Source organism: Gaetbulibacter sp. PBL-D1 (genome assembly GCF_050509525.1).
In the GTDB taxonomy this organism is placed as follows: Bacteria; Bacteroidota; Bacteroidia; order Flavobacteriales; family Flavobacteriaceae; genus Gaetbulibacter_B; species Gaetbulibacter_B jejuensis.
In genome coordinates, this window is the sequence record NZ_JBNWKB010000003.1 from 206,146 (window position 1) to 226,310 (window position 20,165).

At 34.2% G+C, this 20,165-nt stretch carries 21 protein-coding genes; 7 read left to right on the forward strand and 14 right to left on the reverse strand.

Features of this window, described 5'->3' with window-relative positions; genetic code table 11:
- Window positions 1-31: 31 nt before the first annotated feature.
- The 4 genes from ACQ0RB_RS04080 to ACQ0RB_RS04095 all read right to left on the reverse strand — a co-directional run bounded on the left by ACQ0RB_RS04080 (window position 32) and on the right by ACQ0RB_RS04095 (window position 5,231).
- Window positions 32-673 (reverse strand): hypothetical protein, encoded by a 642-nt coding sequence (locus ACQ0RB_RS04080; RefSeq protein WP_430496650.1) that lies wholly within the window; start codon window positions 671-673, stop codon window positions 32-34.
- A gap of 43 nt (window positions 674-716) precedes the next feature.
- Complete coding sequence (locus tag ACQ0RB_RS04085) at window positions 717-2,675, reverse strand: AAA family ATPase (RefSeq protein ID WP_430496652.1); 1,959 nt, start codon at window positions 2,673-2,675, stop codon at window positions 717-719.
- Between the two features lie 76 nt (window positions 2,676-2,751).
- Window positions 2,752-3,810 (reverse strand): hypothetical protein, encoded by a 1,059-nt coding sequence (locus tag ACQ0RB_RS04090; RefSeq protein ID WP_430496653.1) that lies wholly within the window; start codon window positions 3,808-3,810, stop codon window positions 2,752-2,754.
- Between the two features lie 83 nt (window positions 3,811-3,893).
- Window positions 3,894-5,231 (reverse strand): coiled-coil domain-containing protein, encoded by a 1,338-nt coding sequence (locus ACQ0RB_RS04095; protein WP_129760206.1) that lies wholly within the window; start codon window positions 5,229-5,231, stop codon window positions 3,894-3,896.
- A 169-nt stretch (window positions 5,232-5,400) separates the two neighbouring features.
- Here ACQ0RB_RS04095 and ACQ0RB_RS04100 point away from each other — a divergent pair, with 169 nt between their 5' ends.
- Window positions 5,401-6,210 (forward strand): MBL fold metallo-hydrolase, encoded by an 810-nt coding sequence (locus ACQ0RB_RS04100; protein ID WP_430496655.1) that lies wholly within the window; start codon window positions 5,401-5,403, stop codon window positions 6,208-6,210.
- A 100-nt stretch (window positions 6,211-6,310) separates the two neighbouring features.
- Window positions 6,311-6,532, forward strand: coding sequence for a hypothetical protein (locus ACQ0RB_RS04105; protein ID WP_129760208.1), 222 nt, complete (start codon window positions 6,311-6,313; stop codon window positions 6,530-6,532).
- Between the two features lie 50 nt (window positions 6,533-6,582).
- Here the strand turns inward: ACQ0RB_RS04105 and ettA are convergent, their stop codons facing one another.
- Window positions 6,583-8,274: an energy-dependent translational throttle protein EttA gene (gene ettA, locus ACQ0RB_RS04110; RefSeq protein ID WP_430496657.1), complete on the reverse strand. Its 1,692-nt coding sequence runs from the start codon at window positions 8,272-8,274 to the stop codon at window positions 6,583-6,585.
- Between the two features lie 94 nt (window positions 8,275-8,368).
- A complete protein-coding gene (locus ACQ0RB_RS04115) occupies window positions 8,369-8,551 on the reverse strand; it encodes a CAL67264 family membrane protein (RefSeq protein WP_103052245.1) in 183 nt (60 codons plus the stop codon).
- Between the two features lie 152 nt (window positions 8,552-8,703).
- Between ACQ0RB_RS04115 and ACQ0RB_RS04120 the strand changes: the two genes are divergently transcribed.
- From ACQ0RB_RS04120 to ACQ0RB_RS04135, 4 genes are all read left to right on the forward strand, one after another.
- A complete protein-coding gene (locus ACQ0RB_RS04120; RefSeq protein WP_129760210.1) occupies window positions 8,704-9,138 on the forward strand; it encodes an RrF2 family transcriptional regulator in 435 nt (144 codons plus the stop codon).
- Window positions 9,139-9,202: 64 nt separating this feature from the next.
- A complete protein-coding gene (ric, locus tag ACQ0RB_RS04125; RefSeq protein WP_430496660.1) occupies window positions 9,203-9,940 on the forward strand; it encodes an iron-sulfur cluster repair di-iron protein in 738 nt (245 codons plus the stop codon).
- A gap of 133 nt (window positions 9,941-10,073) precedes the next feature.
- The gene (locus tag ACQ0RB_RS04130; RefSeq protein WP_430496662.1) at window positions 10,074-11,264 is read left to right on the forward strand and encodes a hypothetical protein; all 1,191 of its coding nucleotides are present in this window, start codon (window positions 10,074-10,076) and stop codon (window positions 11,262-11,264) included.
- A complete protein-coding gene (locus ACQ0RB_RS04135; protein WP_430496664.1) occupies window positions 11,257-11,721 on the forward strand; it encodes a hemerythrin domain-containing protein in 465 nt (154 codons plus the stop codon). The genes ACQ0RB_RS04130 and ACQ0RB_RS04135 overlap by 8 nt, the downstream gene beginning before the upstream one ends.
- Here the strand turns inward: ACQ0RB_RS04135 and ACQ0RB_RS04140 are convergent, their stop codons facing one another.
- From ACQ0RB_RS04140 to ACQ0RB_RS04175, 8 genes are all read right to left on the reverse strand, one after another.
- A complete protein-coding gene (locus tag ACQ0RB_RS04140) occupies window positions 11,722-12,975 on the reverse strand; it encodes an alginate export family protein (protein WP_430496665.1) in 1,254 nt (417 codons plus the stop codon). It abuts the gene before it with no gap.
- A 24-nt stretch (window positions 12,976-12,999) separates the two neighbouring features.
- A complete protein-coding gene (locus ACQ0RB_RS04145) occupies window positions 13,000-13,710 on the reverse strand; it encodes an SCO family protein (RefSeq protein ID WP_430496667.1) in 711 nt (236 codons plus the stop codon).
- 10 nt (window positions 13,711-13,720) lie between these two features.
- Complete coding sequence (locus ACQ0RB_RS04150; RefSeq protein WP_332006935.1) at window positions 13,721-14,425, reverse strand: formylglycine-generating enzyme family protein; 705 nt, start codon at window positions 14,423-14,425, stop codon at window positions 13,721-13,723.
- Window positions 14,426-14,521: 96 nt separating this feature from the next.
- Window positions 14,522-15,985 (reverse strand): copper-containing nitrite reductase, encoded by a 1,464-nt coding sequence (gene nirK / locus ACQ0RB_RS04155; protein WP_262733358.1) that lies wholly within the window; start codon window positions 15,983-15,985, stop codon window positions 14,522-14,524.
- A 235-nt stretch (window positions 15,986-16,220) separates the two neighbouring features.
- Window positions 16,221-16,946 carry a pirin family protein gene (locus ACQ0RB_RS04160; protein ID WP_430496670.1) on the reverse strand — a complete coding sequence of 242 codons (726 nt, stop codon included), beginning with the start codon at window positions 16,944-16,946 and terminating at the stop codon, window positions 16,221-16,223.
- A 27-nt stretch (window positions 16,947-16,973) separates the two neighbouring features.
- The gene (locus tag ACQ0RB_RS04165; protein ID WP_129760218.1) at window positions 16,974-17,411 is read right to left on the reverse strand and encodes a MarR family winged helix-turn-helix transcriptional regulator; all 438 of its coding nucleotides are present in this window, start codon (window positions 17,409-17,411) and stop codon (window positions 16,974-16,976) included.
- Between the two features lie 5 nt (window positions 17,412-17,416).
- The gene (locus ACQ0RB_RS04170) at window positions 17,417-17,701 is read right to left on the reverse strand and encodes a GNAT family N-acetyltransferase (RefSeq protein WP_418510024.1); all 285 of its coding nucleotides are present in this window, start codon (window positions 17,699-17,701) and stop codon (window positions 17,417-17,419) included.
- A gap of 2 nt (window positions 17,702-17,703) precedes the next feature.
- The gene (locus ACQ0RB_RS04175) at window positions 17,704-18,237 is read right to left on the reverse strand and encodes an NADPH-dependent FMN reductase (RefSeq protein WP_430496673.1); all 534 of its coding nucleotides are present in this window, start codon (window positions 18,235-18,237) and stop codon (window positions 17,704-17,706) included.
- Between the two features lie 259 nt (window positions 18,238-18,496).
- On the opposite strand from ACQ0RB_RS04175, the gene ACQ0RB_RS04180 reads away from it, so the two are divergent.
- Entirely contained in the window at window positions 18,497-20,140 is a 1,644-nt protein-coding gene (locus tag ACQ0RB_RS04180) for an acyl-CoA carboxylase subunit beta (protein WP_430496674.1), read from the forward strand.
- Window positions 20,141-20,165 lie beyond the last annotated feature (25 nt).

The following is a 20,165-nucleotide window of genomic DNA, read 5'->3' on the forward strand; positions in this document are numbered from 1 at the left end:
AGTACGGAATGACAAAAGATTCATTTTTGATTCATTTATACAATGACTGAATTTGTTGATGATACTTTAATAAATCTGTTTTTTGCTCTATTAAATCAGTCATTGAAATTGGCATTATATTATGATTTTTCAATAACGAAACTACTTCTTTTAATTTTGCCCTCATTCGGTCAAAATTTAAAGGTACTAATGGAGCAAAAGCCTGTTCAATTACTACGCAATTTTTATTGAAAAAAGTTTGTTTCAACTTATTGTCATTTAATTTTTTCAAAAGATATTCTGGTATAAATTGATTTTGAATTTTAGGATTGAAAAACACTTTTATATCTAACCATTTTTTCTGACCCAAAGCATCCATTTCAGGTTGTATCATTATAAAATAGTCATCAATATATCCATATAACATTTCTTCTTGCCTAACAAAACCTAATGCTTCAAATGATTTTAACGCCTTCTTATTTAAAACTTTACGTCTAAATTTAGATTTCCAATTTTTTCCAAATTTCAAATATAGAGTTCCAAAAACAAATGTAATTATCACATTTAAACTGATACATGCTACTAAAAACTCAATTAGTTTGCTTCCATCATAGTTTACAATAAATGTTGGAACACTAAATGCTATAGTAAATGCTAAAACAGGTAAATAATATTTAATAAAAACTTCTTTCACGTTTATTTTTAGATTCCGCATCAAGTGCGGAATGACAGTAAAATTACTTTTTGTCAAACTGAGTTCTTGCTTCCAATTCAATATTAAGCTGATTAACTCTAGCATCAACTTTTCGTTTAAAATCGGTATCTGCAATAGTTGCTACATTATCTAGGTATCTAATAACTTCTTGTTTTCTTATATCAGAAAAATCAAGCCCTTTCATATTAGCACGCATGAGTTCCTGAAGCATTCCTAATTTAGTATCATAATCCTTTTTGAAATAGATTTCAGGATTGTCAAACCAATCTTGTTCTAAGTCAAAGTCAGTTAAACGCAATGAAATTGCCGATTGTATATTACGAACATCACGCGATGAAAAGAATGGAAATATCTTTTGGATTTCGGTATATAACGATGCATAAAACATGTGGTCTTCAAAGCGATGCATTTTTTCTACTTTTTCAAAAGTTTCCATAACACGCTCTTCTGAAGGTTTTTCAACAGCTTTTAAAATGTCTCCCATGTTTTTAGCCAAACCTTGATCGCTTAAATAAGTGTAAGCCTCTGGATTGTTCATATTTACAAAATCAGGCATAGTATCTTGTAGTTTTCGCCACCACAAATGATCTTGATCTAAAAAGTCGTGTTCAGTACGTGCTCCATCAATTTTAAATCGTCCTTGAACACGTGAAATTACTGCTTTATCCAACATTTCTGGAAGGTTGGTAAACAACCCAATTGAGCTATTACCGTAATTAACAGCATAAGCTCCTTCGGTATATCTTAAAAACACACCTATAACTTCTTTTACACCTGCCGAAACACCTTGTGCAGTTCGTTCTTGAAGATTATTTTCGGCATCATCAATTGGAGCAAAAATGAGTTTTGAAGGATCTTGTAATGGTTTCATCCACTCTACCATTTTTTCTGCAGATCCACCTTGAAATGTTGAAATCAACGTATCAGGCATTGGATGGAATAAAAATGGAATATCAAGATTGTCACAATGCTCTTTTAAGCGTGTAGCAATCGCTGCAATAAGCATACTTTTTCCTGTTCCTGGAATTCCGTAACCCATAAACACTGGCATAAAACCTCCTAACTCCTGAAATGGATTCTTTTTTGCTGTAAAATCGTAGCTTAACATACGCTCTGTTAAACGTCGTGCAAAGTGTTTTGCATCTCTGTTACCTACTATTTGTTCAAATTGAATTTTATTAAACTCTACACTTTTGGCAGCTCCTGCAAACACATTGTCCCAACCAGATACAGCAAAGTCCGATTTTTCTAATTTATAGGTTCTATCTAAAATAGTTTCGGTGTACTCCAACATGCTTTTACGCATTTGGATTTCGTCTATTAAAGCTTCAAAATACACAACCGTAAAATCGGTAACGTCTTTATCACTTTTTATAATATCTGGATGCGACAAATACTTGTCGTAATAGTAAAGACAACACGAAATTCCTTTTAATGGTGACAGCAAAGACACTTCTGGCAGACCTGCAAATTTTTGCTTCATAACGCTTAAATCATCTGAAGCAATGGTTTTAAGGTTATGCAAAATATTGTAAGCTGTAGCATATAACATAAAGGCTGTTGCGGTTTGCATTTTGCTTTCGTACTCTCGTTTTCCTGAAGTATCTAAAGCAGATTTTCGCTCGTTTAAACTTGATAATCCTGAAGCATCGTAGTAACTGTCTTTAATCCAAATACCTAAAGTAATACCTTCTTGAACTGCAAATAAGGTTTGGTTTAAATGAATTGGAATAGCAACAGAGTCTGGTAATAAGCGTTTTTTTAAAGCTAATATAGTTTTTGAAACTGAAGTCAGTTCAACATTGCTTCCATTATTGGCACGCGACAAATACAGTAAAATAGATTCATCTTTAGCGTCTTTGTCTTTGTTTTTTGCACGTTGACCTTGCTCCCAGTGTACACTTTTTAAATAGGATGTTGCTTCATCACGAAGCATATCAAGTTCGGTTTGCTTTATAGGAAATGTTGAGTTGTGTTCCATGTTTCTATTTTGTCGTCATTGCGAATAAAATGAAGCAATCTCTTGCTTAAAAGATAACCACGTACTTTGTTCCTCGTTATGACGTTGTTTTTTTAATTTTTAATTCAGAAACCTGAATAGGCGGTTTAGCTAGTCTATTCATAATTTCAGGTGTTTTGTTATACAACATTTGTATAATACGATGTGGTGCGAATACATATTTTTGGTGTATAGGTTCACTCCACTTTTGTAAGGTTTGCTTATTGAAAAAGCTACCTTCTTTAAACTCACTTCCTGAGAATACTTCGTCAATACTCAGTGACAGTGCATACGACTCTAGACTTAATTCTTTTTTGGCAATACCTTCTAAAATGGCATGTGTAATTTCATTCTCGTCTTTTGCAAATACATTATGAAAAGGACCTAAATCTATTCGTTTAATGTGTTTTGGATGTACTTCAGGCAGTTTTCTGTCTATTCCATAAGCCATAGTGTCTAAATCCATATCTCTGTCGGCAGTGGTCTTTAAGACTTCATAAATTTTATCTCTGTCTTTTAACGGATTTCGTCCACCACTATAATCAAAGTACATGAAGCATATAAATGGCCTATTATGTGCTACATCATAAAAACTCCAACTGGTCATAAACTCAGGCGAAACGTCTTTAGGTGTTTCCATAATGCGACCTTGTACAAAACGATTAAAAATATACTTTTGCTCTACTGAGGTGTAATAAACTATTGAAGCCGCTTGAAACAGTTTTTCTCGTTTTATGGGTTGTTTTTTATGAAGTAACTCATGTAAAAACTCATCTTGTAATTGACTAACATCTTTAAGTTTAGAAATGTAGTCTTCTTTTAAGGATAAATCATTAAAAAGATACCTAAACTCCAAATAGTTAGGAAAACCAGAATCGGTTAAATCTACTTTCATATTGTCTTCATCGTCATACATATATTTAATACGCATAGCTTCGACTGAATACAATAACAAATCACAAAACTGCTTAAAATAAACAACTTCTTGTGCACTACATAATCCTTGATTTTGAACACTTACAATGAGTTCCTTTAGAGCAAAGTCTACCATTTTATGATAGAATACATATTGCGCTTTGGAGTCTAGTGTAGCGGAATCTAAGGGAGTTACAATCATGTTTTGAGTTTGCAGTGAGCAGTATTCGGTTTGCAGTCAATTATAAAAATACTGCTAACTGCAAACTGAATACCAATTACTTTTTAAGATAATAAGTCGTCATTATTTTCAGGTTTTTTGTCGCCAGTTGGCTCTCCTTCACCTGATGGTTTATTAGCATCTGCCTTATAGTAGTCTTCAAAAATTTCTTTCATATCAATACCATAACGCTCAGCAAAATTCTTTTGAATTTCAGAATCTTTGGTACGAATTTCCTGTAACGCTTCAGCATAACTGCTGTAAACACCTTGCATTACTTTTTCATGCACAGGAATATTATCCATCATTTCTTGACGTGCTTTAGCACTTGCTGTATGCATTGACGCAAGAGTTTCTCCAATATGCTCATCGGTTTTTACACCTAAATGCTCTAAAATAGCTGCAAATTCTTGGTCAGTTCGTGCTTTTAAAGCCACAACGTAACCGTCGTAATATTTTAAACGCTCTTCGGTATCACTCTTTAATTTTGCACGATGTGTTTGTAAATTACTACGTAAAGAGGTTAATACCTTGATGGTTAAGTTATGCTTATGCACAAAGCTGTCCTTACTTGCAGCAAGCGTTGTATAAGCGTTTTTAAGTCCTTCAAGCTCTTCTACTTTTTGCTCTAATGTGGTGACTTTACCAACAGCTTCAGCATACTCCGCAGATTGCTTATCTACAATTTCTTCTAACTCTTGACGTGCTTGTTTTAGTAAAGCATAGTTTTCTTCAAGCTTTGCTTCTACTTCTTTCTTCTTCTCTAAAGCTTTTGTATGGTTTTTTGTAGCTTCAACAATCGCGTCTTGAAGTTTGTCTTCAACTTCTTTAATTTCTACTTCACGATCTTTTAAACGCTTTACAGCTGCCTGACTTTTAAACGATAACTCATTTAATAAAGTTTGTACATCTGCCGATTCTATACGTTGCTGAAACATCGCTTTAGCTTTGTTATCTGCTTCGTCACGAGATTTTTGAGCAGCAGTAAGTTCGTCTTGCGCTTTTTTGATTTTGCTTTTTCTTCCCCAAAGGTTGTTCCACCAAGTGTCTGGTTTAGCTTCGGCATCTTCTAATTCAACTCTTGCGCGTTCTAGACGTTTTATTGCATTATCAATGATTTTTTGTTCATCAGCATTTAAGCTAGAGAAATCTTCAAAAATAATTCCAACTTCGTCTTGATAATCAGTTAAGTCTTTAATGGCATCTAGTAAAGATGTTCTATCTTTTTCTGCCATATGCACTACATCGTCCAATGTTGCATTAAGTATTTTTTGACGCACTTCAGGATCATCTTCCTGTGCCAATTTAGATTTCATAGTGTCAATGGCTTTTCCCCAATTAACATCTACTTTTTCCTGTTTTTCATTGGAATTGGTTTCTAATAAATCAAAATCATCAGACATATTGTGTAGTGTTTTTATAGTTGAACAATTTTTGGATAAGCAATTTCGTTAAAAAATATCATTTTCAAAACTAATGCTCTTAAAATATCAGTAGTAAAAAAATTAAAAATGTTACAGGCTTTAAAAAATGTAACGCAATCATTATCTTTAGTACTCAAATACTTCTATTATGAGAAATTCAATTTTTATTACCGCTATTTTAGCATTGTGTTTTATAAGCTGTAAAACAGATAAAAAAGAACCAGCAACCACTGAGACAATTATTGAAAACAATGTTGATGTTGAAACAACAACTTCCGATACTTCTTCTGAAATAAAAATTACTCCTATTGAACATGCTACTATGGTCTTGGAGTATAAAAATGTTATAGTGTATGTTGATCCTGTTGGAGGAGCAGAAAAATTTACTGAACAAAAATCTCCTAGTATTATTTTGGTTACTGATATTCATGGTGATCATTTTAATGAAGAAACCTTGTCAGGAATATTAGGAAATGCTGTTAAGATTATAGCTCCTGGTGCAGTAGCTGAATTGCTACCAAAACCTCTAAGAGATCGTACATTGGTTCTTAATAATTCGCAAAATAGAGACTACACTTTTGATGGTGTTGAAATTAATATTGAAGCTGTACCAATGTACAACTTAAGAGAAGAGGCTTTAAAATTCCATGAAAAAGGACGTGGTAATGGTTACATTTTAACCATGGGAGGAAAACGAATTTATATTTCAGGTGATACTGAAGACATTCCTGAAATGCGTAACTTAAAAGATATAGATATGGCCTTTGTATGTATGAACTTACCATACACTATGACTGTTGAAAGTGCTGCAAGTGCTGTTCTGGATTTTAAACCAAAGCAAGTATATCCATACCACTACAGAGGACAAGGTGGGCTTAGCGATGTAGAAAAATTTAAAACCATTGTGAATGATAAAAATGATGCTATTGAAGTCGTTCAATTAGATTGGTACAAATAGTGATTACTCCATTTTTTATTAACAAATTTATAATGAAATAGTTACGGTTTTAATTAAAATTGTATATTTGACTTGATTAACCCCAACTATCAACCTAATTATGAATGCTTTATATTCAATTCCAAAGTTACTTGTAAGCACTACTCAGCTTACGGTTATACTCATTATTACAGCAGCAGTATTTATGTTTTTTATTGTGGTTGCAGTAATAAAAATGAGAAAGTTAAAGGCTGAAAATAAGAAGCTTATTGAAATGGAATCTTTAAAAAATGACGTTGAGGAGAGCTATAAAGATTTTACAAATGGCCATTTGTATGAATAAATTAAAATCACTTAAATAAAAAAGCCTGCATTGTGCAGGCTTTTTTTTATCTATCTAACTAATTTTTTATACTTAATTCGTTTCGGCATTAAGTCACCACCTAAACGTTTTTTCTTGTTCTCTTCGTAATCACTAAAACTACCTTCAAAGAAATATACTTGGCTATCGCCTTCAAAAGCTAATATGTGCGTACAAATACGATCTAAAAACCAACGGTCGTGAGAAATAATCACAGCACAACCAGCAAAGTTTTCTAAACCTTCTTCTAGCGCACGTAACGTGTTTACATCAAGGTCGTTTGTAGGCTCATCTAAAAGTAGTACGTTTCCTTCTTCTTTTAATGTCATCGCTAAATGCAAACGGTTACGCTCACCTCCAGATAGTAATTTTACTTTTTTGTTTTGTTCACTTCCAGAGAAATTAAAACGACTTAAATACGCACGAGAATTGACTTGCTTTCCTCCCATCATCACCAATTCTTGCTCATCACTAAAGTTTTGCCAAATCGTTTTTTCAGGATCTATATTAGAATGACTTTGGTCTACATAAGCAATTTTTGAAGTATCACCCACTACAAACTCTCCTTTGTCTGGTGTTTCTTCACCCATTATCATTCTGAAAATCGTGGTTTTACCTGCACCATTAGGTCCTATAACACCAACAATTCCTGCTTGAGGTAGATTGAAGTTTAAATCTTCGTACAATAACTTATCGCCATAACCTTTACTTACACCTTTTGCTTCAATAACATTGGTTCCTAAACGCGGACCATTTGGTATGTAAATTTCAAGCTTTTCGTCAAGTTGCTTTTGGTCTTGACTCATTAATTTATCGTAGTTCTTTAAACGCGCTTTTTGCTTGGTTTGACGTCCTTTTGCACCTTGACGCACCCATTCTAACTCGCGTTCTAATGTTTTTTGACGTTTTGAAGCTGCTTTTCCTTCTTGAGCCATACGTTTAGACTTTTGGTCTAACCATGAAGAATAATTACCTTTCCAAGGAATACCTTCGCCTCTATCCAGCTCTAAAATCCAACCTGCAACGTTATCCAAGAAATATCTATCGTGCGTTACAGCAATAACAGTTCCTTTATACTGTGCTAAATGATGCTCTAACCAATGTACCGATTCTGCATCTAGGTGGTTGGTAGGCTCATCAAGTAGTAATACGTCTGGTTCTTGTAGTAATAAACGACATAAAGCTACACGACGACGCTCACCACCAGAAAGTACACCTATTTTTTTATCACCATCTGGAGTACGTAATGCATCCATGGCAATTTCTAATTTGGTATCCAATTCCCAAGCATTTGAAGCATCTATTTGATCTTGTAATTCGGCTTGACGATTCATAAGCTTTTCCATTTTTTCAGGATTGCTATACACTTCTTCCAAACCAAACATATCGTTTATTTTATTGTATTCATCAAGAATAGCTACAGTTTCAGCAGCGCCTTCTCGCACTACTTCCATCACTGTTTTTTCATCATCTAGTTGTGGTTCTTGTTCTAGATAACCAACAGAATATCCTGGTGAAAAAACCACATCGCCTTGATAGTTTTTATCTACACCTGCAATAATCTTTAATAATGTAGATTTACCCGAACCGTTAAGACCTAAAATACCAATTTTAGCTCCGTAAAAGAAGCTTAAATAAATGCTTTTAAGTACTGGCGTATTAGCCGATTGAAATGTCTTGGTAACACCAGACATTGAAAAAATTACTTTTTTATCGTCGCTCATATATTATAGTTGTTTGTTTTTAGTAGATAGTATTCAGTAGAAAGTGAAATTTTTAAACTTAATACTACTTAATCTACCCATAAATTGAAAACCCTTAAACGCGTCCTTTTAATGCATTAAACACCCAAGCAATACAGAAAAAGCCAAAACCAACAGCAGCAAATCCCCAACCTGCAACATCGTCATAGCGAAAAGCTCCTAGTCCTATTAAACCTAATCCTACAAAAATCATAATCCATGTGGCCCAAGCCAACACTGTGTTTTTATTCATTGCCATAATTTTTCTTCTTATTTTATTAGATAGTTAGTTAATACAAATATCGGCATTATTTAAGAAATAACATATAATAGGTTAAAGACATTTTAATTAAGACAAAAACATCCTAATTAAAAAAATATTCATAAATTTGTAAAAGATAAATTATCTATATGTTTTCAAAAGCTTGTGAATATGGTATTAAAGCAGCAATTTACATTGCATCAAATTCCAATGAAGGTAAGCGTGTTAGCTTAAAAGGCATTTCAAAACATATTGATTCACCAGAAGCCTTTACTGCAAAAATTCTTCAAACTCTTGCGAGAGAGAATATTGTAAACTCTATAAGAGGTATTAATGGTGGCTTTGAAATAGACAAGCAAAAACTTGAAAATATTCAATTGGCTGATATTGTTAATGCTATTGATGGAGACAGTATATATAAAGGTTGTGGTATTGGTTTAAAAGAATGTAGCGAACAACATCCTTGTCCTATTCATAATGACTTTAAGGTTGTTAGAAATAATTTAAGAATCCTTCTAGAGACAACTAATTTAAAATCCTTGGCAATGAATGTGAATGCTGGTGCTGTTTTTTTAAAAATCTAAAATAATAAAAAAAAAAAAAATTAAAACAAAACAGGATAAATTTATCCGAATAAATAAATATGATATGGAGATTCTAGAACAACAAACAAACAAACAAATAGGAAGTTTTGTGGCTGATGATTACAGAACTGCTGCAGTGTTTTCAAAATACGGTATTGATTTCTGCTGTAAAGGCCACAGAACCATTCATGAGGTCTGCGAAAAAAATGATATTAATGCAGACGAATTATTGAATAATTTGAATGCCATTATGAATTCGAAAACCAATGAAAATATTGATTATAAATCTTGGCCATTAGATTTACTTGCAGAGTATATTGAAAAAAAACACCATCGTTATGTAGAAGAAACTATACCAGTATTAAAACAATTTCTAGATAAGCTATGTAAAGTGCATGGAAACCGCCATCCTGAATTATTCGAAATCAACGAACTCTTTTCGGCTTCTGCTGGCGAACTGGCTGCCCACATGAAAAAGGAAGAACTTATCCTCTTCCCTTTTATAAAAAAGATGATGAAAGCCTCTATTTCTGGTCAAGAAATTCAAGCACCTGGTTTTGGAACCGTTGAAAACCCTATTGCCATGATGATGCAAGAACACGATAATGAAGGGATACGATTTAGAAAAATCGCTGAACTAACAAATAACTATAATCCACCTGCTGATGCATGTAACACATATCGTGTTACCTTTGCCATGCTCAACGAGTTTGAACAAGATTTACATCTTCACATCCATCTTGAAAACAACATTTTATTCCCTAAAGCTACCGATCTTGAAAAGCTTTTTTTAAAAAAATGATTCAATAACATTTGTTTTTAAATAAAATAACGCTGTGATTGAAACACCTTTCCAATAAAAGAATATACGAGAGAAGTATAAAGGAAAGGTGTTTCTTTTTTATACGTATTTTTAAAATATAAAAATACATTTTATGCAAAAAAAACTTGTAGCAACTTGTCTTATCAATTTTTTAATTGCCGCATTATTAGGTTTGGTTTTGCGCTACGCATTTGTTGGACATCTAGATTTCAACTACCAATTTTTGACCCATACACATTCGCATGTAGCTATCTTGGGTTGGGTTTATCTTATGATTTTTACACTTTTTGTACATTACTTTATCCCTAAAAACAAACGTTTTTACACCAAGCTTTTTTGGGTTACCCAACTTGCTGTTTTGGGCATGCTCTTTAGCTTTCCTTTTCAAGGTTATGCAACAGTTTCCATAATATTTTCAACTTTACATATCTTATGTAGCTATGTGTTTGCCTTTAAGATGTGGAAAAATTTAAAAGCAAAAAATATTTTAATTGAAAGACTCATAAAGTGGTCATTAGCTTTTATGGTATTGAGTACCATTGGTGTTTGGTGTTTGGGTCCTGCTGTTGGGCTTCTAGGAAAAGCATCGGCATTTTATCAAATAGCCATTCAGTATTTTTTACATTTTCAGTTTAACGGTTGGTTTTTGTTTGCTGTTATTGCTATTCTTTTTCATCAGCTACAAGTACAACCGTCAAAAAACACAAAACTATTTTTAAGATTATTGATTGTCGCAACCATAACTACGTTCGCTTTACCTATTCAATGGTTTGCAACCCATTGGTTGCTGTACTACATCAATGCATTGGGTAGCATTTTACAGCTTTTAACTTTAGTTTACTTTATAAAAATCATAAAAATTCCTTTTAAGACCATTATTGTTAAACAACAAAAAGCCGTAAGATGGCTTTATATTTTTGGGTTGAGCTGTTTTATTTTGAAAATGGCACTCCAAAGTGTTTCGGTTATTCCTGAATTTTCACAAGTACTCATAAACCACAAAAATTTTATTATCGGTTTTATCCATTTATTGATGCTAGGAATAGTTAGTGGATTCCTATTCGCATTTCTACTTTATTCAAAAACCATAAAACCGTCAGTCTATCTCAATCTAGGAATATTTAGCTTTTTTATAGGGTTTGTTTTAACAGAACTTTTACTGACGTATCAAGGTAGTTTTTTCTATTTTGGAAAAGGATTAATACCGCACTACTACCTTTTACTTTTTATAAGTAGCATATTTCTTCCGTTGGGAATTACTTTAATTTTATTCACCTATTCAAAACAAAAACAGCATGTCTAATAAACCTTTAAAACGCCATAAAGCATTACAACCATTGAGCAGAGAGCATCATCACGGTTTATTATTGTCTTGGAAACTACGAGAAGGCTTCAAGAAGAACATTGAGGTTAAACGTATGAAAACCTATACCGATTGGTTTTTTAAAACGCATTTGATTCCTCATTTTGAAATGGAAGAACAATACATTTTTCCGTTATTGAGAAATGACAATGATTTGATCAAGCGAGCATTGACAGAACACCGAAGGTTAAAACGTCTCTTTACCAATGACAAAGATGTTTCCAAAGCCTTGGGATTAATTGAAGAAGAACTAGAACAACACATCCGTTTTGAAGAGCGTGTACTTTTTAAGGAAATCCAGAAGATAGCTACTGAAACACAATTACAACATATTGAAAAAATCCATCATCCAGACGAAAAATTTATAGATAATCTGGATGATGAATTTTGGAAGTAATTACTTCTTAAAACTAAAAATCTCTGGTCTTACAGTAACCATTGCCCAAGCCCAATTATGGGTTCTATTGGCGTTTCCTCCTTTTAACACTTCCATTGTATCAGTTGCAAATATTTGTGAGTAGCCCAAATTTGCCGTAATGAATTTATGAAGTTTATAGGTTACCACAACATCGATTACTGTGCCTAAATAGCTATCCATTGTATTGGAACCGCTCAATACGCTCTCTGCTGAAGAAAACACATGTGGCAATAGAGTTAAAGTCAATTTGTTTTTACTGTATTTTAGTTGTGCATAAGCATCAATCAAACCAACAGAATTGGCATGATTTCCTACATAGAAATAATCCATTAAACCATTAAACTTATGATTGGTTCCAAACAACGGAGTAAACGATTTATTAGTTCCCGAAGTATCATCCATGGCTGTTCCTGACAAATATTCGCCTCCAATACCAAAGAGCCAATGTTCTGTTGCCAAATATCCCAACGAAGCTCCACCATACCAAGCAGAAACAGTAGTGTCATTTCGTGTTCCTGTTTGTCCGTAAACAGAAAACTCGCCTATCCATTTATTGGTTTTCAAGCTGTAAAACATACCAAATGTTTGTGCATATTGGGTTTTCAGGTCTTGATTAGTAGTTTCAAACTCATAACCTGTATTTAAAAACAAAACACTCAATGTTGATGTCTTAAAGCCATATTGATACCACAACAATTGCATATTCTTGTAATTGTTTACCGAATACGCTGTACGCTCAACAGTTTCAGCATTTGAACTCACCGATGCGCCAACATCCAGTCGATGTTTTTTGTTGGGTGTTACCGAAACCAAAAAGGCATCGTGACTTCTACCTTGTTGTGCCCAATTGACTTCTCCTAAAATACGTTGATTATCATACGACAACGTTTGTCTTCCCACTTTAAACTTCCAAATATTATCCAATCTATATTGGGCATAACCTTCAAAAAGAGCTAAACCATCATGGGCATTACTTTGGTTTGTTGCAACATCTCCCCAGACTCTAATGTCTTGCGGTCTTAATACAATAGTTAGGTTTTCGTAATTAAAATTCAGATTTAATCTGCTACGTTGGGACACAAAAGACGTTGGGTCTTGTGTATCATCCAGCAATGTACCAAAGCCGTTTCTAAACTCGTATCGTGGTCTAAATTCGATACCTACTTCTAATTCTTGGGCAAAAAAGGTGTATGTCAACATTCCGAAGAACATTGTGCAAATTATATTTTTCATAAGTTGTTAGATATTGTTAAACTGTTACATAGCGTCAACAGCTTCGTTAATATGTTTAATGGTATTATCGGAATTCACACCTAAACCTTCTTGCTGAAACACTAACTCTCCTTTATGGTTAAATACGCTAATAATATTTGAATGTGAAAAATCGATTGGTGATATTTCTTTATAGCTTACCGCTAAAACCGCAGCAAATTCGCGCGTGTTTTCTTCTGTAGAACGTAAAAACAGCCAAGGGTCATTATCCATCAAGTTTTCTTTTGCAAAGGTTTTTAAACGTTCTGGTGTATCAACTTCGGGATCAATACTTACAAAAATCATTTTTACATTTTCTTTGGAATGTTCTGGTAGGCGTTCTTCTATGTTTCGCATATCGGCTACCAAACGTGGGCATGCTGCTTTACAACTAGTATAAATCATTACCATGACCAAAACATCACCTTTCAAGTCTTTAAGTTGAATATCTTCTCCATTTTGGGTGGTCCAAGTTGAGGGTAAGTTGTAGATAGACATCTCTGAAAACTTATCATCTGAAATAGTTTTTACATGGTTTTCTTCTACAACCAAATCCATTTTACAAACAGGACAATTTCCTTTTTCGGTATATATTTTATCACCTTCACAACGCATAGGACAATGGTAAGCCACATCATCTTTTGCAGCTTTTGAAGAGGTGTTTTTACAAGATACCAACGTTAAGACAATACATATTATATAGATAAATGGTTTCATAATGTTGTTTTTAAGGATTTACTTCAATGTCTTTTGCACATCTAAATCCAAGGTTTTTAATACTAAAACTTGCCTTTATACTACCTCTAAAAGCATATCGCATAAAAGCAGCATAATTCATTAAATCGGTAGCACCAATGGCTGCGCTCCCACAAAACAGATTACTATCTTTGTCAACATCTTTTCTGGATTCTCCAGAAATCAATACCGAGTTAAAATCGAGTGTCCATTCCCAAACCAAACCATGCATATCGTAAATACCCCAATAATTTTTAGGCGAATTACCTATAGTTTTTTCATCAGTTCTAGGTGTTTCGTACCAAGAGAGGATTTGTTGGTTATATGAAGGCTTTCTTCTGGCATCTGGTACGTCTTCATCTGCCATTGCTACATATTCCCATTCATCAATAGTTGGTAATCGTTTGCCTTGACACTCGCAGTAAGCTTTGGCTGCAAACCAAGACACATAGGTTACAGGGCTTTGAGGGTTTACTATATCGTTTAGAATTGTATCACTTTTAAATTGTCTCAAATAGTTTCCATCAGCATAGAGCTTAAGTATATTGTGTTTTTGCCATTTAGGGTTTTTCTTTAGAAACTCTAAAAACTGCTGATTGCTAACAGGGTATTTATCAAGTTTAAAATCTTGAACTTCAACAACAGTTGAATCTCTACCATATAAAGGGATATAGCGACTACCCTTTATATTTGCCATACCTTCAGTTTGTGAAAAACAAATGGTTTGAAACACTAAAAACACACACAATATTTTGAAGGTATGGTCAAACATAACACTAACTATTACTATTAATTACTTTCCTTTTACTTTATCCACCATTTGTTTAGTAACCACTGTTCCGTTATTATCCCAACTGTTATACACGTAGGTCAAAACATTGGCTATTTCTTCAGAAGATAACATTTGTCTGGTCATTACACTATTGTATTTTTTCCCATTTACGGTAATTTCGCCTGTTAATCCGTTTACAACTGCACCAATGGCACGATTTACATCTGCGTTTAAATAATCTGATTTTGCCAATGGTGGAAATGCATTAGGAACACCTTGTCCTTCAGCTTGATGGCATGCAAAACAAGTTTGCATATAAATTTGTTTGCCAAATTTCATTTGCTCCTCAAAGTTTTGTGCAGGAATTTCAGACTCTACAATTTCATTGGTTGTTGGCATTTCTTGAATTCCTGGACCTTCTGGTAAATAGATTCCTTCATATTGTTCCCCAGAATAGATTTTTTCATGTTCTTCTCCTTGTACTTTTAACATACCCAAAGCCCCTTTATTAAAAGCTCTAAAAATGGAATGGTCAACTAAAATAAATGTTCCAGGGACATCTACACGAAATTCTACAATAGCTGCTCCTCCTGCAGGGATTATTGTGGTCTGAACATTTTCATTTACCATATCACCACCTTCTACGTGAACCTTATCAAATATTTCTCCAATTACGTGAAATGAAGACACTAAATTAGGCCCACCGTTTCCTACAAACAGTCTAATAGTTTCACCCACATTAGCAGTAATAGCATTATCGCCTGTTAGAGCATTTACACTACCATTAAAGACAACATAATCGGCGTGTTCATCAACGGCCTTTTGCATATCAAAAGGTTGCAAACCACGTTCACCATTTTTTCCTTTGGTATAAAAATCGCCTTGCATAATATAATATTCCTTATCTACAAGTGGTAAACCACCTTCAGGTTCTACCAAAATTAATCCATACATACCATTGGCAATGTGCATTCCTACAGGAGCCGTTGCACAGTGGTACACATACAAACCAGGGTTGAGTGTTTTAAAAGAAAACACTTTTTCGTGACCTGGTGCTACAAACGAAGATTCTGCACCACCACCTGGACCAGTTACAGCGTGTAAATCGATGTTGTGAGGCAGCTTATTATCTGGGTGGTTTTGTAGTCTAAACTCAACCTCATCACCTACCCGAGTTCTAATGAAGCTTCCAGGAACTGTTCCACCAAAAGTCCAATATACATAGCGTACACCATCGGTAAGTTCGCCTTCTTCTTCAAGGATTTCCATTTCAACAATAAGCTTTTTGGCCTTTCGTCTTCCAACAGGTGTTGGTACGTTTGGTGGTGCAGTTAACTCTGCTGTCATTTCACGGCTAACAGGAATGTCTTGTGCTTCTTCATAAACGGTTTTCTCGTTGTTGAAACAAGAAACCATAAACAATGATACAACCACAAAAAATAGTATGTTGATACCTTTAATTTTAGTGTTTTTTAGTGTTCTCATAATAGTGATTTTAAATTAGGATAATTTTGTCTTGATTAATAAAACAAATTTAGTACACGAATAAGATTAAAAATATGATTAATGTCATAAAATGAAAAAAAGCATCACGTTTGTGATGCTTTAGTTTACTCGATAATCGAGATTAAATGCTCCAATGCTTGCCTCGAAATTAAACGTTTGTTCTTTTTAATACCTCGTGTGCTTGCTTCGAGATAGTTTCCTCCTGTTTAAACGCCTATAGAGTTATCATAGGAACTTCAATAAACAACAATTCAGAATCTTGTTTTGTTTCTATTGAAAAGCTGTCAGTTTCTGAAACACCTATAGCGTCTCTTGTTTCAAGGTTTTGATCTGCTATAATAATGTCTCCATAAATAGTCATTACATAAACACCATGGTTACTACTTTTTAGGTTATAGGTAAACGTTTCACCTTGGCTTAAATCAATGCGAGATAGTTTAGCATCTTGATGAATTTTTAAACTTCCTTCATGATTATCATCAATAGATGTTACCAAGGTTTGTAGTTTATTTTTCCTTTCAGAATCACTAAATGTTTTTTGATCATAACGTGGTGAAACACCTTGCTTGTTAGGTATTACCCATATTTGAAACAAACTTAAATGCGAATCTACCGAACCATTAATTTCAGAATGTTGCACTCCAGTTCCGGCACTCATTACTTGCACTTCACCTGGTAATACAGATTGCCATTCGTTATGCATAGAATCGCGATGTTTAAGCTCACCACTTAAAGGAATGGTGATAATTTCCATATTATCGTGCGGATGTGTTCCAAAACCCATTTTTGGTGCAATAACATCATCATTTAATACTCGTAACGCTCCAAAATGAATGCGCTCTGGATTAAACCAACCTGCAAAGCTAAACGAATGATTGGCTTGTAACCATCCGTGATTTGCAAATCCTCTTGTACCTGCTTTGTGAACTATTGTTTTCATTTTATTATCCTTTCTGGGTTTCCCCTTTTATCTTAATTTATCTAATAAATCACTTAATTGTGATGCTTCTTTTTCTGTGATATTTTTTAACCAATCGTCATTAAAATTGTCTGATATATCTTCTAAAAGTTTTAATCCTTCGCTGGTGATGGCAACTTGTACCACACGTCTATCTGTTTCAGATGGGATACGCTCAATGAGTTGTTTTGCACAAAGCTTGTCTGCCAATCGTGTGGCATTTGGAGCTCTGTCTATCATTCTTGATTTTACATCTTGCATCGTCAATGGTTTATCTGCACCACGTAAAATGCGTAAAATATTATATTGTTGTGGTGATAACCCGAACTTTGCAAAAAATGTATTTTGTTTTCCGGTAATCCAATTAGCTGTGTACAAAATATTAATCAGCGCTTTTGTACGGTTATCTTTAAACGAGGAATTAACGTCTTTTGAAATATCTCCCATAGTTGTTAGGCTTTTACATCATTATAATCATCAGCTTTCTTTTTAAAGACAGCTGCTGCAAACGGACAAAGTGGTAAAATTTTTAACGCTTTTTCTCTTGCAAATGCTACAGCTTCTTCTACTAGTTTGTAACCAACGCCTTGACCTTTTAGACTTGCATCTACTTCTGTATGATCAATAATAATTTTTTGTTCTCCTGCATAAACGTAAGTCATTTCAGCTATTCGTTTTGCATCTTGTTCTATGTAAAAAGCCCCTTTTTTAGTATCGTCTTCTTGCTGGATGTTCATAACTATATTGCGTTTTGAAATTTATCTACTTCAACTAATAATTGGTCGTTTAATTCCTTATTAGTAATCTTTCCTTCAGAAAAATTATTTCCGAATTGCGGTAAAGAAAACACGCCTACAATATCTGCTTCATGTCTTGGAAAACGGTCTTCAGCAATGGTTAATACCGATTGTCCGCCTCTTGCTCCTGGTGATGTTGCCATAAGCAACATAGGTTTTCCTAAAAATGTTTTGGCTTCTATACGTGATATCCAATCAAATAGGTTTTTAAAAACTGAAGCATAAGCGCCATTGTGTTCTGCTAATGAAATAACCATACCATCAGCTTCCTTTATTTTATTGAATAGCTTGTGAGCGTTTTCTGGTTGTCCGCCCATGCTTTTTTCTAAATCTGTACTAAATAGCGGTACATCAAAATCATTTAAATCCAATACTTCTACTTTGGCTCCTTCTACTAAACTAGAAGCGTATGTTGCCAATTGTTTGTTGATTGATGTTGTACTGTTACTTCCTGCGAATGCTATAATATGTTTCATGTGTGATTGTTTTTATTTTCCATGGCAAATATATGATAAAATATTTTATTTTCCAAGGAAACTATTTACATGGTAATATTTTTAACATAGCTTTTACATTACAACGTTTTCGTAGCAAGGTTAAGTTTTGTATTTTTAGCCTGCATTAACAACTTGCGTTAGGGGTTGCAGCGGCATCCTCCCTATTTTTAGGGAGATATAGCGAAAAACCCGACCACGCTATTGCGTGGGAACGCCCTAATTAACTATATAACATCTGATGGATTTAAACTTCAACAAAAACGAAGATCATAATAAATTATTAGTTTCTGAACTTAAGAAGCGACTTGCAAAAGTAAAACTTGGTGGTGGAGAAAAGCGTATTGAGAAGCATCACGCTAAAGGAAAAATGACTGCTAGAGAACGTATTGATTATTTGCTTGATGATAAAGCCAAAAGTATTGAAATTGGTGCTTTTGCGGGTGATGACATGTATAAAGAACATGGTGGTTGTCCGTCTGGTGGTGTTGTAGTGAAAATTGGTTACATAAAAGGGAAACAATGTATTGTAGTTGCTAATGACGCGACTGTGAAAGCTGGTGCTTGGTTTCCTATAACTGGAAAAAAGAATTTGCGCGCGCAAGAACTTGCGATTGAAAACAAATTGCCAATTATTTACCTTGTGGATTCGGCTGGTGTGTATTTGCCAATGCAAGACGAGATTTTCCCTGATAAGGAGCATTTTGGTCGTATTTTTAGAAACAATGCTGTAATGAGTAGTATGGGCATTACACAAATTGCTGCTGTAATGGGTAGCTGTGTTGCTGGTGGTGCTTACTTACCTATTATGAGTGACGAAGCGCTTATTGTGGATAAAACTGGAAGTATCTTTCTTGCTGGTAGTTATTTGGTAAAAGCGGCTATTGGAGAAAGTATTGACAACGAAACACTTGGTGGTGCAACAACACATAGCGAAATTAGCGGTGTTACGGACTACAAGGCTAAAGATGATAAAGATGCGTTGGATAAAATAAAAAATATTGTTGATAAAATAGGTGATTTTGACAAAGCTGGTTTTAATCGTAATGCTGCAAAAAAACCTAAAGAAAATCCTCAAGATATTTATGGTATTTTACCAAAAAGTCGTGCCGATCAATACGATATGTATGAGATTATAAAACGTCTTGTAGATAATAGTGAGTTTGAAGAATATAAAGCTGGTTACGGACAAACCATTATTACCTGTTATGCCAGAATTGATGGTTGGGCTGTTGGTATTGTTGCAAATCAGCGTCATATTGTAAAAACTACTGGATCTAAAACCAAACCAGCTGAAATGCAATTTGGTGGTGTGATTTACAATGATTCTGCCGATAAAGCCACGCGCTTTATTGCCAATTGTAACCAGAAGAAGATTCCGTTAGTGTTTTTACAAGATGTTACCGGTTTTATGGTAGGTAGTAAGAGTGAACATTCTGGGATTATAAAAGATGGTGCTAAAATGGTAAACGCTGTGAGTAATAGTGTGGTGCCAAAATTCACCGTTGTAGTTGGTAATAGTTATGGTGCTGGTAATTATGCTATGTGTGGTAAGGCTTACGACCCAAGACTTATTTTTGCATGGCCAAGTGCTGAACTAGCTGTAATGAGTGGTAAAAGTGCTGCTAAAGTATTATTACAAATAGAAAAAGCCTCTTTAGAAAAACAAGGTGAAAAATTCACCAAAGAGAAAGAAGACGAACTTTACAACAAAATAAAAGCACGTTATGACAACCAAGTATCGCCTTACTATGCTGCTGCCAGATTATGGACCGATGCGGTTATTGATCCTTTAGACACCAGAACCTGGATTAGTATGGGTATTGAAGCCGCTAACCACGCTCCTATTGAAAAACCATTTAATTTGGGTGTGTTGCAGGTTTAAGTATAAGAAATTAAAAAAAGCTACC

Coding starts and splice junctions, on each gene's coding strand:
- ACQ0RB_RS04170 (WP_418510024.1), bottom strand. CDS start 17,701: ATGAACATCCAGCAAGAAGACGATACTAAAAAAGGGGCTTTTTACATA.
- ACQ0RB_RS04180 (WP_430496674.1), top strand. CDS start 18,497: ATGGATTTAAACTTCAACAAAAACGAAGATCATAATAAATTATTAGTT.
- ACQ0RB_RS04100 (WP_430496655.1), top strand. CDS start 5,401: ATGAGAAATTCAATTTTTATTACCGCTATTTTAGCATTGTGTTTTATA.
- ACQ0RB_RS04145 (WP_430496667.1), bottom strand. CDS start 13,710: ATGAAACCATTTATCTATATAATATGTATTGTCTTAACGTTGGTATCT.
- ACQ0RB_RS04160 (WP_430496670.1), bottom strand. CDS start 16,946: ATGAAAACAATAGTTCACAAAGCAGGTACAAGAGGATTTGCAAATCAC.
- ACQ0RB_RS04085 (WP_430496652.1), bottom strand. CDS start 2,675: ATGGAACACAACTCAACATTTCCTATAAAGCAAACCGAACTTGATATG.
- ACQ0RB_RS04120 (WP_129760210.1), top strand. CDS start 8,704: ATGTTTTCAAAAGCTTGTGAATATGGTATTAAAGCAGCAATTTACATT.
- nirK (WP_262733358.1), bottom strand. CDS start 15,985: ATGAGAACACTAAAAAACACTAAAATTAAAGGTATCAACATACTATTT.
- ACQ0RB_RS04175 (WP_430496673.1), bottom strand. CDS start 18,237: ATGAAACATATTATAGCATTCGCAGGAAGTAACAGTACAACATCAATC.
- ACQ0RB_RS04165 (WP_129760218.1), bottom strand. CDS start 17,411: ATGGGAGATATTTCAAAAGACGTTAATTCCTCGTTTAAAGATAACCGT.
- ACQ0RB_RS04090 (WP_430496653.1), bottom strand. CDS start 3,810: ATGATTGTAACTCCCTTAGATTCCGCTACACTAGACTCCAAAGCGCAA.
- ACQ0RB_RS04105 (WP_129760208.1), top strand. CDS start 6,311: ATGAATGCTTTATATTCAATTCCAAAGTTACTTGTAAGCACTACTCAG.
- ACQ0RB_RS04095 (WP_129760206.1), bottom strand. CDS start 5,231: ATGTCTGATGATTTTGATTTATTAGAAACCAATTCCAATGAAAAACAG.
- ACQ0RB_RS04130 (WP_430496662.1), top strand. CDS start 10,074: ATGCAAAAAAAACTTGTAGCAACTTGTCTTATCAATTTTTTAATTGCC.
- ACQ0RB_RS04150 (WP_332006935.1), bottom strand. CDS start 14,425: ATGGCAAATATAAAGGGTAGTCGCTATATCCCTTTATATGGTAGAGAT.
- ACQ0RB_RS04140 (WP_430496665.1), bottom strand. CDS start 12,975: ATGAAAAATATAATTTGCACAATGTTCTTCGGAATGTTGACATACACC.
- ACQ0RB_RS04115 (WP_103052245.1), bottom strand. CDS start 8,551: ATGGCAATGAATAAAAACACAGTGTTGGCTTGGGCCACATGGATTATG.
- ettA (WP_430496657.1), bottom strand. CDS start 8,274: ATGAGCGACGATAAAAAAGTAATTTTTTCAATGTCTGGTGTTACCAAG.
- ric (WP_430496660.1), top strand. CDS start 9,203: ATGGAGATTCTAGAACAACAAACAAACAAACAAATAGGAAGTTTTGTG.
- ACQ0RB_RS04135 (WP_430496664.1), top strand. CDS start 11,257: ATGTCTAATAAACCTTTAAAACGCCATAAAGCATTACAACCATTGAGC.